10 protein-coding genes are annotated in these 14,117 nt (G+C 61.2%); 9 read left to right on the forward strand and 1 reads right to left on the reverse strand.

Features of this window, described 5'->3' with window-relative positions; all coding sequences use genetic code 11:
• Positions 1-2: 2 nt before the first annotated feature.
• Complete coding sequence (gene lysS, locus FYJ85_RS16280; protein ID WP_154419518.1) at positions 3-1,535, reverse strand: lysine--tRNA ligase; 1,533 nt, start codon at positions 1,533-1,535, stop codon at positions 3-5.
• A 360-nt stretch (positions 1,536-1,895) separates the two neighbouring features.
• Between lysS and FYJ85_RS16285 the strand changes: the two genes are divergently transcribed.
• From FYJ85_RS16285 to FYJ85_RS16325, 9 genes are all read left to right on the forward strand, one after another.
• Complete coding sequence (locus tag FYJ85_RS16285) at positions 1,896-4,211, forward strand: sodium-translocating pyrophosphatase (RefSeq protein WP_418392789.1); 2,316 nt, start codon at positions 1,896-1,898, stop codon at positions 4,209-4,211.
• A 62-nt stretch (positions 4,212-4,273) separates the two neighbouring features.
• Positions 4,274-4,657, forward strand: a complete 384-nt coding sequence (locus tag FYJ85_RS16290) for a hypothetical protein (protein WP_154419519.1) — start codon at positions 4,274-4,276, stop codon at positions 4,655-4,657.
• Positions 4,658-4,883: 226 nt separating this feature from the next.
• Entirely contained in the window at positions 4,884-5,486 is a 603-nt protein-coding gene (gene rpsD, locus FYJ85_RS16295; protein ID WP_106054037.1) for a 30S ribosomal protein S4, read from the forward strand.
• Between the two features lie 123 nt (positions 5,487-5,609).
• On the forward strand, positions 5,610-6,812 hold the full coding sequence (thiI, locus tag FYJ85_RS16300) for a tRNA uracil 4-sulfurtransferase ThiI (RefSeq protein ID WP_106054036.1): 1,203 nt from the start codon (positions 5,610-5,612) through the stop codon (positions 6,810-6,812).
• A gap of 72 nt (positions 6,813-6,884) precedes the next feature.
• Positions 6,885-8,597: a type II secretion system ATPase GspE gene (gene gspE / locus FYJ85_RS16305; RefSeq protein WP_177996264.1), complete on the forward strand. Its 1,713-nt coding sequence runs from the start codon at positions 6,885-6,887 to the stop codon at positions 8,595-8,597.
• 18 nt (positions 8,598-8,615) lie between these two features.
• Positions 8,616-10,307, forward strand: coding sequence for a GspE/PulE family protein (locus tag FYJ85_RS16310; RefSeq protein ID WP_106054035.1), 1,692 nt, complete (start codon positions 8,616-8,618; stop codon positions 10,305-10,307).
• 41 nt (positions 10,308-10,348) lie between these two features.
• Positions 10,349-11,599: a type II secretion system F family protein gene (locus tag FYJ85_RS16315; protein ID WP_154419520.1), complete on the forward strand. Its 1,251-nt coding sequence runs from the start codon at positions 10,349-10,351 to the stop codon at positions 11,597-11,599.
• Between the two features lie 84 nt (positions 11,600-11,683).
• Positions 11,684-12,778 carry a mannose-1-phosphate guanylyltransferase gene (locus FYJ85_RS16320; protein WP_106054033.1) on the forward strand — a complete coding sequence of 365 codons (1,095 nt, stop codon included), beginning with the start codon at positions 11,684-11,686 and terminating at the stop codon, positions 12,776-12,778.
• 9 nt (positions 12,779-12,787) lie between these two features.
• Complete coding sequence (locus FYJ85_RS16325; RefSeq protein WP_154419521.1) at positions 12,788-13,489, forward strand: type III pantothenate kinase; 702 nt, start codon at positions 12,788-12,790, stop codon at positions 13,487-13,489.
• Positions 13,490-14,117: the final 628 nt, after the last annotated feature.

A 14,117-nucleotide genomic window follows, 5' to 3' on the forward strand; every position in this document is an offset into this window, starting at 1 on the left:
GCTTACTGCTTCTTCAGGCGCATCTGCGGGAAAAGCAGCACATCACGGATCGTCTCCGCCCCGGTCAGGATCATGACCAGACGGTCGATGCCGATTCCCATGCCACCCGCCGGAGGCATGCCGTATTCAAGCGCGTTGAGGAAATCCTCATCGACCTTGTCGGAGAGCTTGTCGCCCTCCTCCTTCGTCCGTTCGAACTGCTCCATGAAGCGCTGCCGCTGAATGATCGGGTCGTTCAGCTCGCTGTAGGCCGGCGCGACTTCGACGCCGTTGATGCCGAGCTCGAACACGTCGACATAACGCGGATCGTCCGGACAGCCCTTTGCCAGCGGCAGCAGCTCGACCGGCAGGCGGCAGACGAAGGTCGGCTGGATCAGCGTCGGCTCGACCATCTTCTCGTAAAGCTCATTGGTCACGTCGAGATCGGACATCCCGTCCGGAATGTCGAGCCCCATCTCCCGGCCGCGCGCGACGCGCTCCTCCGGCGTGATCTTGAACCAGTCGGCCCCGCCCTTCTCTTCACAGAGTTCGTTGTAGGTCGCGCGGCGCCACGGCAGCGTGAGATCGATGACCTTGCCGTTGCCGTGATCGATCTTCAGCGTGCCGACCGTCTTCATGGCCACGGTCGTGACCAGCGATTCAATGAGCTCCATCATGGTCCGGCAGTCGCCGTAGGCCTGGTAGACCTCCATCATCGTGAACTCCGGATTATGACGGCGGTCCATGCCCTCGTTGCGGAAGTTTCGGTTCAGCTCGTAAACCTTCTCGAAGCCGCCGACCAGCAGCCGCTTCAGATAAAGTTCCGGCGCGATGCGCATGTACATCGTCGACGAGAGCGCTTCGTAATAGGTCTTGAACGGATTGGCCGAAGCGCCGCCGGCCAGCGGCTGCAGCATCGGAGTCTCAACCTCAAGGAAGCCGCGGTCGTTCATGAAGTTGCGGATCTCGGCAAGAATCCGGCTGCGGAGCTTCAGCACCCGGAAACTTTCGTCGTTCATGATCAGGTCGAGATAACGCTGCCGGTAACGCTGCTCGACATCCTGAAGCCCGTGAAACTTCTCAGGCAGCGGCCGCAGCGACTTCGAAAGCAGCGTGCACTCCTTCACCCGGACGGTCAGTTCGCCCATGCGGGTCACGAAGGTCGGACCGGAGATGCCGATGATATCGCCGATATCGAGCTTTTTGAACATGGCGAAGGCATCGTCGCCGATTTCGCTCTTGCCGACGAAAAGCTGGATCTTGCCCGAGCTGTCCTTCAGGTCCGCAAAAATCGACTTGCCCATGCCTCGCTTGGCCATGAGCCGTCCGGCAACGGTCACGACCGGGCCGAACTCCTCGCCTTCAGCCGGTGCGGCCGTGTCGCGGACGTCGCCGATCATCTGCGCTCCGGGAAAGGCGCGGCCGAACGGCTCGACGCCGGCTTCCCGGAGTTCCCTGACCTTCAGCATGCGCTGCTGCATCAGATTGTTCATTTCCTGCTCGACGGCGCCGGATTCGGCCTGACCGGCCGCGGGGGCCAGATTTTCTTCACTCATTTCCCTGCCTGTGTTTCTGAATTGAAAAAGATAAAATGCAATAAAATTAATGTATCACCATTCCGGTGATCTTGCAATTCAAAAAAATGAAACTATTTTAAAACCGAATATGATTTTCCGGGAATGAAAGCCGCCGCAAATTTTTTTTGCCCCGGCGGCAGATTTTCGCCTGAGTTCCGGGTCCGCGAAATTGAATGAGTGTTCCCCGAACGGCGGTTCAGATTTTGGACCGGCAACATAATTATATAGGTGGTTTGGATGAAAAAACTCTCACTCTCCTGTCTGCTCCTCGCCTTGGGAGCGATCACCGCCGGCGCCGCTGAAGAAGCGGCGGCCGTGCCGGCCACGTGGTCAATTCCGATGCAGTGGGGCATGCCCGCAATCTGGTGGTCAGCGCCGCTGGCGGCAATTCTCGCCATTCTGATGGCCATGGTCTTCTACAAGAAGATGATGGCCGCCAGCGAAGGTTCCGAGCGGATGAAGGAGATCGCCGGTTACGTCCGCGAAGGCGCGATGGCTTACCTCTGGCGGCAGTACAAGGTGGTCGGATTCGTTTTCATCGCTCTCTTCGTCCTGTTTTCCCTTCTCGCGCTGTTCCATATCCAGAATCCGTTCGTGCCGGTCGCCTTCCTGACCGGCGGCTTCTTCTCCGGCCTCTGCGGTTACATCGGCATGAAAACCGCGACCCGCGCGTCGAACCGGACCGCGCAGGCAGCCAGCGAAGGATTGAACCGCGGGCTGCAGGTCGCCTTCCGTTCCGGCGCCGTGATGGGCATGGTCGTGGTCGGATTCGGCCTGATCGACATCTGCCTCTGGTACCTGATCCTCGACAAACTGGTTTATACGCCGGTCCACATGGCCGAAGGGCTTTCGTTCCTCGGCATGGACATTGTCTCGCAGGGATGCACCGAAGCTGAAAAACTCGTCCATATCACGACGACCATGCTGACCTTCGGCATGGGCGCTTCGACCCAGGCGCTCTTCGCCCGCGTCGGCGGCGGCATCTACACGAAAGCGGCCGACGTCGGCGCGGACCTCGTCGGCAAAGTCGAAGCCGGCATTCCGGAGGACGACCCGCGCAACCCGGCCACCATCGCGGACAACGTCGGCGACAACGTCGGCGATGTCGCGGGCATGGGCGCGGACCTTTACGAATCCTACTGCGGCTCGATCCTCGCCACTGCGGCTCTCGGCGCGGCAGTCGCGGCCCAGAGCGGCACCTTCGAAGCCGAACAGGCGACCAAGCTCGTGCTCGCCCCGATGATCGTCGCCGGTTTCGGCACGTTCCTCTCGATCCTCGGCATCGGGCTCGTGCGCTGCAAGGAGGGGGCCTCGCAGAAGCAACTGCTTCGCAGCCTGTTGACCGGTACGCTCGGCAGCTCGATTTTCGTGCTGATCGCGTTGCTTTTCCTGATCTTCCTGGACTTCATCAGCTGGGGTGTTTTCGGCGCCGTGGTTTCCGGCCTCGTGGCCGGCGTGATCATCGGTCAGGCGACCGAATACTACACCAGCGCCGAATATAAGCCGACCCGCGGCATCGCCTTCCAGGCGCAGATGGGTCCGGCGACCACGATCATCGACGGTCTTGCGACCGGCATGTACTCGGCCGGGCTCCCGGTCGTCACCATCGTCATCGGCATTCTCTGCGCCTTCGGTTTCGCAGGCGGATTCGGCGATCAGGCCGGTGCGTTTGCGCAGGGGCTCTACGGCGTCGGCTTCGCGGCGGTCGGTATGCTCTCGACCCTCGGAATCACGCTGGCGACCGATGCCTACGGCCCGATTGCGGACAACGCGGGCGGCAACGCCGAAATGTCCGGCCTGCCGCCGGAAGTCCGTCAGCGGACTGACGCGCTCGATTCGCTCGGCAACACGACCGCCGCGACCGGCAAGGGATTCGCGATCGGCTCCGCGGCGCTGACTGCGCTGGCGCTGCTGGCAAGCTTCATCGAAGAAGCGAAAATCTGGATCGGCAAATTCGATTCGGGCCTCGGCGAAGGCATCAACGTCGCCGAAGCGAGCAAGATGTCGCTGCTGAGTTTCGTGGACCAGTACCAGCTGACCATTATGAATCCGCTGCTGCTCGGCGGTCTTTTCCTCGGCGGCATGGTCGCCTTCCTCTTCTGCGCGATGACCATGAAGGCGGTCGGCCGCGCGGCCGGGTCGATGGTCGAGGAGGTCCGTCGCCAGTTCAAGGACAAGCCGGGCATCATGGAAGGCAAGGAGACGCCGGACTACGCGAAATGCGTGGCGATTTCGACCGCCGGCGCCCAGCGTGAAATGATCCTGCCGTCGCTGCTGGCGATCGTGATTCCGGTGGTGACCGGCCTCGTGCTCGGCATTCCGGGCGTGATGGGCCTGCTCGCGGGCGGACTTGCAACCGGTTTCGTTCTCGCGACCATGCTGAACAACGCCGGCGGCGCGTGGGACAACGCGAAGAAATACATCGAAAACGGCGCGCACGGCGGCAAAAAACTGCCGGACGGCAGCAAGAACCCGACCCACGGCGCCGCAGTGATCGGCGACACAGTCGGCGATCCGTGCAAGGATACGAGCGGCCCGGCGCTGAACATCCTGATCAAGCTTATGAGCATGGTCTGCATCGTCTTCGCGCCGGTCATCATCAAATTCTCGCCGACGATCCAGCAGTGGCTGGGCATCAGCGGAATTCTCCAGTAATTCCCCCCGAAGGCGCCGCATCCGAGCGGCGCCTTTTTTGAATCCGGCAAAATGGAGTTGCAATGAAAGTATCCCTCGGAATATGCGGCGCGCTTGCGGCCTTGCTGCTGTGCGGCGGCTGCTCGACGTTCCGTGCGCTCTTCGACGAAGATCCGGCGGTGACGCAGCAGAAACGCGAAAAGGCGAAGCAGCGGCGGGAGGCCCGGAAACGTTCCGGGGAAGAGGAGTCCGACATCTTCTCCGTCTTCTCCCCCAGAAAGAGAAACGACTCCCTGTTCCTCAGCTCGTCCCTGACGCCGGAGGAGCGCGCCGTGCTGGAAAAGAGCGAAGCCGCTTCGAAACGGATCGAGGACGACGAAATCAAGGCGATCCGCCGGGAAAACCGCGAACGCTCGGAAAAAGGCTCGGACTTCGTATTCGGCAAAGGCCTCCGGGACTGGCTCTGATCCTTACCGTCCGCATGCGCCGGAGCATGAGGATACGGCAGCTTTCATCGTATTTCCGGCAATTATCCGGCATTTGCGGCTTGACGGAGCCGCGACGGCGTGATATATTAAGTTTTCTGTACCGATCGGATTCCGGGCCCCAATATAACATTGCAGGCTTGACACCCGGATTCCGCGTATCAATCAAAATTCCCGGATTTCCGGGGAAAAAAGAAAGGGATTGGTTATGCCAACCGCAAGTCGAGCGAAGCACAAGTTCTGTCGTCGCGTGGGTCAGTGCATCTGGGGAGATGCGACCTGCCCGAGCGTAAAGCGTCCGTATGCGGCCGGTCCGCACGGAAAGGGCCGCCGGGTCAAGCTCTCCACCTACGGCGAACTCCTGATGGAAAAGCAGAAGCTCAAGAACTACTACGCGATCAGCGAAAAGCAGTTGCAGATCGCCTACGCCAAAGCGAAGGCCGGTATCGGCCAGGCGCATGAAAAGCTGTTCCGCAGCCTTGAGCAGCGCCTGGATGCGATGGTCTACCGTGCCGGTTTCGCCCCGACCATTTTCGCCGCGAAGCAGTTTGTGAACCACGGTCACATCCTCGTCGACGGCAAGCGTGTCGACCGTTCCAGCTATCAGCTGAAGGAAGGCCAGACCATCTCCATCGATGCCGCCAAATCTCCGGCTGTCGCCGAGATGGCCAAGAAGGGCAATGCGACGATTCCGCCGTACATGGAAGTCGATCTCGAGAATCTCAAGGCGACCCTGACCCGGGCGCCGCAGCTCGAAGAAATTCCGGTCGGCGTGAAGATCATGAGCGTCATCGAATACTACGCGCGCTGATTTCGCTTTCGCGGAATGCAGAGCATGTTACAAAGTCCCGCCGAAAGGCCGGGGCTTTGTTTTTTTGAGGACGGTCCGGTCCTGCCGGACTGCGGTTGAAGCGATACGAAGGAGCTCCTTCCCATGTATAATTCCATCATCTGCCGTTACCACGAAATTGCCACCAAAGGCAACAACCGGAACATGTTCGAGCGCTGTCTCGTTGAAAATATCCGTCACCTGCTGCGCGACGCGGCACCCTGCCGCGTCCACCGTGTGCGCGGCCGGGTCTGGGTGGAACCGGCCCATGACGGCGACTTCACCAGAGAGGAGCTCGAGGCGATCAGGCCGCAGCTGGCGAAGGCGTTCGGACTCGAATCGTTCTCGCCGGCCGCCCGTGTCGCCGTCGATATGGATGCGATCCGCGCCAAAGCGGTCGAGCTCGCGCCGGAGGTGCTGAACCCGGTGTTCGCCGAAAAGCCCGCCGTCACATTCCGCGTCCGCGCCCGCCGCAGTTTCAAAAAATTTCCGTTCCGTTCGCAGGAAATCGAAATCGACCTCGTCAGCGCCATTGCGAAGCCGTTCGGCGACGACCGGTTCCGGATCGATCTGAAGCATGCCGAATACACGCTCGGCGTTGAAGTCCGCGACGAATTCGCGCTGCTTTACTGGGATGAATTCAAGGCGCCCGGCGGTCTTCCGGTCGGCAGCAATCCGCGCGTGCTGACGCTGCTTTCAGGCGGCATCGATTCTCCGGTCGCGGCCTGGATGATCATGAAGCGCGGCTGCCCGACTGACTTCATCACATTCCACAGCGCGCCGTACACGCCGCCTGAGACGACCGACAAAGTCCGCGGCATCGCCGGATTCCTGAACGGCTGGCAGATTCACGGCAAGCTCCATTTATGCAACCTCGCGCCGCTCCAGAAGCTGATCCGGGACTTCTGCACCGAACGGTTCCGCACCGTGCTCTACCGCCGCGCCATGCTGCGGATCGCCGAACAGGTCGCCAGGCAGACCGACTGCCGCGCGCTGGTCACCGGCGAAGCGGTCGGGCAGGTCGCTTCGCAGACGCTGGTCAATATGAATACGATCAACCGGGCGATCGACATGCTCGTGCTGCGGCCGCTGGTCGGAACCGACAAGCTCGAAACCATCCGGATCGCCGAAATGATCGGCAGCTACGACCTGTCCAACACGCAGGTGCCGGACAGCTGCACGGTTTTCGCCCCCTCCTCGCCCGCCACCGCGACACCGGAATCCCTGGCCGAAGCGGAAGAGCGGAAAATCCCGGATTATCCGGCCGTATTGGAAAAAATAATCGCAGATATCGAAACAATCGCTTGAAATTTGCCGAAGCATGGATTAACTTTCAGTCAAGGATGATTTTACTGTCTGCATTATACAGGAGATGTAACTTTGGCCAGAGATACGGAATATATTCTCGAACTCCTTGTGGAGTACGGAATGGTTACCCGGGAACAGGTCGCAAGAGCCCGGGAGGAGGCGGAAGCCTCCGGCGGAACACTCGATCCGGTGGAATGCCTGAAGAAAGACGGCTCGGTGCGGGAACAGGATCTGCTCGCGATGCTCGCGCAGCAGTACGGAATGGAAGTCCTCGACCTCAACAGCTATGAAATCCCCCCGGAAATTCTTGAGTGCCTGACCCCCGAGGTGGCGTCGCGCTACAAGGTCGTCCCGGTCATGAAACACGACGACGTGCTGACCATCGCGATGAGCGACCCGACTGACATGGAGACGCTCGACGCGCTCCGTTACCTGCTCGGCACCGAAGTCGATGCGATGGTCGCAAGCAAATCGCAGATCGATGCGATCCTCGACCGCCATTACCGTACCGGCGCCGACAGCGTGGAAGGCTACCTGCAGGAGATGACCGAAGACGCCGATCTCGACACGGAGCTGGTCAGCAACATCGGCCAGGCCGAATCGCTGGACGATGAAAACGCGCCGATCATCCGCCTCGTGACCCAGCTCATCATCGACGCCTTCAAGATGAAAGCGTCGGACATCCACCTCGAGCCGATGGAGAAGCGCTACCGGGTCCGTTACCGCATCGACGGCGCGCTCCGCGAGGTCGAGGGACCGCCGAAATACATGCAGGCGAACTTCACCAGCCGCGTGAAGATCATGGCGCGGCTCGACATCACCGAGAAACGGATTCCGCAGGACGGCCGCATCCAGGTCACCGTAGGCGACCGCGACATCGACTTGCGCGTATCGTCGGTGCCGACCGTTCACGGCGAATCGATCGTCATGCGTATTCTCGATAAATCGAGCATCCAGCTCGACGTGCCGAAACTCGGCTTCTACGCCGACGACCTCGAAATCGTGAACCGGATCATCAGTCTGCCGGACGGCATCTTCCTGGTGACCGGCCCGACCGGTTCCGGCAAAACCACGAGTCTCTACGCGTTCCTGAACACGATCAACACGACCAGCCGCAAAATCATCACGGTGGAGGACCCGGTCGAATACCAGCTCTCCGGCATCAACCAGGTGCAGGTGGACCGGCATGTGGAGATGACCTTTGCGGCGGCGCTGCGCTCGATGCTGCGCCAGGCGCCGAACATCATCATGGTCGGCGAGATCCGCGACCTCGAAACCGCCGAAATCGCCATCAACGCCGCTCTGACCGGCCACCTCGTATTCAGTACGCTGCACACGAACGACGCGCCGGGCGCCATCACCCGACTCGTGGATATGGGGGTCAAGCCGTTCCTGGTGGCGACCGCGCTGCGCGCCGTCATGGCCCAGCGGCTGCTGCGCCGGATCTGTCCGAACTGCAAGGCGCCCTATACGCCGACCGCGACGGAAATCCGCATGCTCGGGCTTTCGCCGGAATATCTCGAGAACCATCAGTTCTACAAGGGCAAGGGGTGCGACCGCTGTGGCCGCACCGGTTACAAGGGACGTATCGGCATCTATGAAATTTTCCAGATCACGGAAGACATCGGCAAACTGATCTTCGCCAACGAACCCACCGGCGTGATCCGCGACGCCGCCCGGCGCAACGGCATGCGTTCTCTGCGCGACGACGCGATGCGCAAGGCGGCCGCGGGCATTTCGACGCTGGAAGAGGTGATCTTCGTGACGCTGATGGATGAAAATTAATTTCGAGATGGTGTAATTATGCTGGATATTGAAAATTCTGCCCTGATCGACCTGCTGAAAACCGACTACGCCCCCGGCAATCCCGGCCTTCGGGAACAGCTGGACGAGGTGGCCGAAGAGGTCGAGCGCAGCGGCAAGCCGGTGATGGAGATCATCGAAAACTACGGCCTCTTCTCCCGGGCCGACCTGCTTCAGGTCATCGCGAACAGTCTCGGTTCGTACGTCTGGGACCCGCGGTCCGCGGATGTAAAAAAAGAGGTCATCGCGAGCATCGACACGAATACCGCGCGCAGCTACGGCGTGATTCCGGTGGCGCTCGAAGACGACACGCTTCACCTGGCGATGCGCAATCCGCTCGATTACCAGACGGTCGAATCGCTGCGTTTCATCCTCGGCAAGAACATCCTGCCGGTGGCGGTCGATCCGGATATGTTCGACTCAGAGCTCGAACGCTATTATCCGGAAGAGGTCGATTCGGTGGCCGATATCATCGCCGAGCTCGGACCGAGCCAGCTGCTCGAAGATTCGACGAAATCCGACGAGGAGCGCGCGAACGACGCACCGATCGTGAAATTCGTCGACGTGGTCATGCAGCAGGCGATCAAAGACAAGGCATCGGACATCCACTTCGAGCCGTTCGAAAAGGAGTTCCGCATCCGTTACCGTGTGGACGGCGCGCTCTATGAGATGCCGCCGCCGCCGAAGAGCCTGGCGATTCCGGTCATCAGCCGCGTGAAAATCATCTCAGGGCTCAACATTTCCGAACGCCGCCGTCCGCAGGACGGACGTATCCAGCTGAAGTTCCAGGGGCGTCCGGTTGACCTGCGCGTATCGTGCCTGCCGACCAGTTACGGCGAATCGGTCGTGCTCCGCGTGCTCGACCGGACGGTCGTGAACCTGCAGCTCGATTCGCTCGGCATCGGGCAGGACGTGCTCGACAAGCTGCGCGAGATGATCCACCTGCCGAACGGCATTCTGCTGGTGACCGGCCCGACCGGCTCCGGCAAGACGACGACACTCTATTCCGCGCTCGGCGAGGTCAATACGGTTGAGGACAAGCTCCTGACGGCGGAAGACCCGGTCGAATACGACATTGAAGGGATTGTTCAGGTACCGATCAACGACGCGGTCGGCATGACGTTCCAGCGGGCGCTGCGTGCGTTCCTGCGCCAGGACCCCGACCGGATTCTGGTCGGCGAGATCCGCGACTTCGAAACCGCCCAGATCGCCATCGAAGCGTCGCTGACCGGCCACTTCGTGTTCAGCACGCTGCACACCAACGATTCGGCCAGCACCGTCACCCGTCTGGTCGACATGGGGGTCGAGCCGTTCCTGATCTGTTCCTCGCTGGCCGGCATTCTCGCCCAGCGTCTCGTGCGCCGGGTCTGCAAGAACTGCAAGACCTACTACGTGCCGAGCGACAGCGACCTGGAGCGCCTCGGAATCGACCGCAGCGTGGTCGGCGACCACAAGTTCTGCTACGGCCGCGGCTGCCCGAACTGCAACCATACCGGCTATAAAGGCCGGAAAGCGCTGACCGAGCTTCTCGTGGTGAACAACGAAATCCGTGAAATGATCGCGAACGAGGCTCCGGCCAACCACCTGCGCGAAAAAGCGCGGGAGCTCGGCATGCGGACCTTGCGCGAAGACGGCCTCGCCGCCGTGATGAACGGTGAGACAACCGTGGACGAAGTCGTTCGTTACACTTAATATAAGATTTCTCAGAACTATATCAATCCGGAGAAGATAAAATGCCGCAATTCACTTACACAGCGATGGATGCGTCCGGCAAGGAGCAGAAGGGCAAGACGACCGCCGCTTCCGAAGACGCCGTTGCCGCAGAGTTGAAGAGCAAGGGAATGTTCCCAACGATGATCAAGCAGGTCGGCGGGGCGAAGAATGTCAAGAAAACCGGCTCGAAGAAAAAGAAGAGCGCCCTCAACATGACCATCGGCGCGGTCAAGATCAAACGCAAGGATCTGACCGTGGTCACGCGTCAGCTGGCGATTCTGCTGAGCGCGGGGCTGCCGCTGATCCGCTCGCTCCGCACACTTGAAAAGCAGTCGAAAAACGCCGCAGTCAAACAGATTCTCGGCCGGACCGCCGAAACGGTCGAAGGCGGCTCGACCTTCGCCGAAGCGCTCGCGCAGCATCCGAAATCGTTCGACAAGCTCTATTTGAACATGGTGCGCGCCGGCGAGGCCTCCGGTGCGATGGAGACGATTCTGGACCGTCTCGCGAGCTTCATGGAGAAGGCGTCACGCATTTCCGGCAAGGTGAAGTCGGCCATGATCTACCCGTCGGTGGTTCTGACCATCGCCATCGGCGCGGTGATCGGCCTCATGATCTTCATCGTGCCGAACTTCACGAAAATCTTCGCGGAGCTGCTCGAAGGCGAGCCGCTGCCCGGCATCACGGTGTTCGTCATCGACGTCAGCAATACGATGGTGCAGCAGTGGTGGTGGTATCTGGCAGGCATCATCGGCATCATCATTCTATATAAGATAACCGTGCAGATACCGGCCGGGAAATACGGAGTGGACTGGGTCAAGTACAATATGCCGCTGTTCGGGCCGATTATTTCAAAGACGGCGATTTCCCGGTTCGGCCGTACGCTCGGCACTCTGATGGCGTCCGGCGTGCCGGTGCTGTCGGCGCTCTCCATCGTGAAGGAGACTTCCGGCAACGAAGTCGTCGCGAAAGGCATCCAGAAGGTGCACGACGCAGTGAAGGAGGGCGAAGGCATCGCGGCCCCGCTTTCGGCGACCAAGATCTTTCCGGAGATGGTGATCTCCATGGTGGAGGTCGGCGAGGAGACCGGCAAACTGCCGGAGATGCTCGACAAGATTGCGAATACCTACGACGAAGAGGTCGACAACGCGGTGAGTGCGCTGACCTCGATGATCGAGCCTCTGATGATCGTCGGCCTCGCCGTGATCGTCGGCGGCATCGTCGTCGCGCTGTTCGCGCCGCTGGTAAAGATCATCGAAAAGATGAGCTGACACGGCAAAAAGGATCAATCCGGTATTTCAACGCCCCCCGGCTCCGGGGGGCGCTTTATTCCGTAACGGGAGGGAAAGTTCGTTATGCTGCATCATGTCTATGCCGTCATCATGGCGGGCGGCAGGGGAGAACGCTTCTGGCCGCAGAGCCGGAGCTGCCGCCCGAAGCAGTTCCTGCAGCTTCTCGGTGAAGGCACCATGATCGAGCAGACGGTGGAACGGCTGAAGCCGCTGCTGCCGGCGGAACATATCCTGGTCCTCACGAACTGCGAATATGTGGATACGGTCCGCATGCTGCTGCCGTCGCTCCCCGGAGAAAACATCATCGGAGAACCGGCGGCCCGCGACACGGCGCCCTGCGCCGCCCTGGCGGCCGGAATCGTAAAAGCGCGCGGCGGGGAAGATGCAGTCATGATCCTGCTGCCGGCCGATCACGTCATCGAACGGGCGAACGATCTGGTTTCGGTGCTGGCGGATATCACGGATTTTCTGGAACGGAGGCCGGAATGGATCTGCACCATCGGCGTCAGGCCGACAGAGCCGGCCACGGCTTACGGCTACATCCGGTGCGGGGAGCTGCTGGAGCTGGCCGGGGAGACCCGGCTCTGCCGGAGCCTCGGCTTCCGCGAGAAGCCGGATCTCGCTACGGCGGAAGAGTTCCTGAAGGCTGGAAACTACCGTTGGAATTGCGGGATGTTCCTGTTCCGCATAAAAGCGTTCGAGCTCGAACTCAAGCGGCAATGCCCGGAGCTGGCCGACATGCTCGGACAGATTTGTGAACTCAGCCGGTCCGGAAAACTGGCGGAAGTGCTGCCGGAGCTCTTCTGCCGTCAGAAAAAGCTCTCCATCGATTACGCGGTCATGGAAAAAGCAGAGCATATGGCCGTGGCTGAATGCCGGTTCGACTGGGATGACATCGGCAGCTGGACGGCATTGCGCAATCACCTGACCGCCGACAGCGACGGAAACGTAGCGACTGGTCTTTTCGCGGAAATCGACTCGCACAATCTGATCGTTTCGGGGCGCCCGGATCACCTGATTGCAGCGATCGGAGTCGATGATCTCGTCATTGTGTCGACGTCGGATGCGACGCTTGTCTGCCATGCCGGGCAGGCACAGCGGATCAAGGAGTTGTTGAGCTCATTCGGCCTGCGTCCGGAACTTCATCCGTTTCAGTGAGGTGTGGTTTTGACCGTCATCCTGAACATCGGCAACACATACAGCCGCGCGGCACTATGGAACGGAAGCGCGTTCGAATTTCTGCCGCGCATCGAAACCGTGCGACTGACATCGGCAGCCCTGCCGGCCGGGATGCCGGTCGTCGCGGCCACAGTAGTGCCGGAACTGAAGCAGCGCCTGGCAGGTGCGGATATCCGTTTTATCGATTCCCGCCATTGCGGCTGCCTGGTCGATTTCACGCAGGTCGACACATCGACGCTCGGAGCGGACCGGGTTGCCAATGCGATTGCGCTGGCGGCGTTCCACCCGCTGCCGGCGATTGCGGTCGACTGCGGAACGGCGATCACGCTTGAAGTGGTCGATGCGGAGCGGATTTTTCGCGGCGGAGCGATTGCACCCGGCCGGAGACTGATGCGGCACGCACTCGCAGCAGGAACCGCGCAGCTGCCGGAAGTTCCGTTTTCGACTGAACTGCCGGATCGAATCGGCAACGGTACGATGGAGTCGATCCGGTTCGGTGTGGATCGCGGAGCGATCGGGCTGGTCCGTGAGCTGGTCGAGACCGCCGCGAAGCCGTACGGCGGACTTGATTCGGTAACCGTGATTGCGACCGGAGGAGACGCCGCATTTTTCGCGGCGGCGCTGCCGTTCCTGCAGCTGGCGCCGGATGAATTCACCCACCACGGAATTCGCCTCGCCGCTGCGGAATAAAGTCGAAACAATCGCGCGCCTGCAAACTTACCGACAGGGGGAGGCGCGCCCCTTCTGGGGCGCGGTCTTTCTGCACATTCGCGCAGCAGACCGTGCGGGCTCCCCGTCCGAATCTTCGATTCGGTTTGTGAGCTGGTCGTTCCGCCCGCAGCTTGCCTCCGGCGGCCGGGGCGCTTCGCCCCCGATCCCCAGACCGGCAGGGTGCCGGCGCCGACGGCGGCTTCGCCGCCTTGACTTTTACTTCATTATCTTTACGGTCAGCTTCTGCATCGTTCCGCCCGCAGACTGCCTCCGGCGTCCGGGGCGCTTCGCCCCCGGACCCCAGACCGGCAGGGTGCCGGTGCCGACGGCGGCTCCGCCGCGTTGCAATTCCGGTCAACCATGATTGACCGGAGCCGCGAACCTTGTTAAAATGCGAGCTATCAATGTTGCAGACTGGGGGAGGCGCGCCCCTTCCGGGGCGCGGTCTTTTTGCGCATTCGCGCAACAGACCGTGCGTGCTCCCCGTCCGAATCTTCGATTCGGTTTGTGAGCTGGTCGTTCCGCCCGCAGGCAGCCTCCGGCGGGGGGGGGGGGGGGCCCCCCCCCCCCCCCCCCCCCCCGGGGGCGGGGGGCCCCGCGCGCCGCC

This window comes from Victivallis lenta (genome assembly GCF_009695545.1).
Classification (GTDB): Bacteria; Verrucomicrobiota; Lentisphaeria; order Victivallales; family Victivallaceae; genus Victivallis; species Victivallis lenta.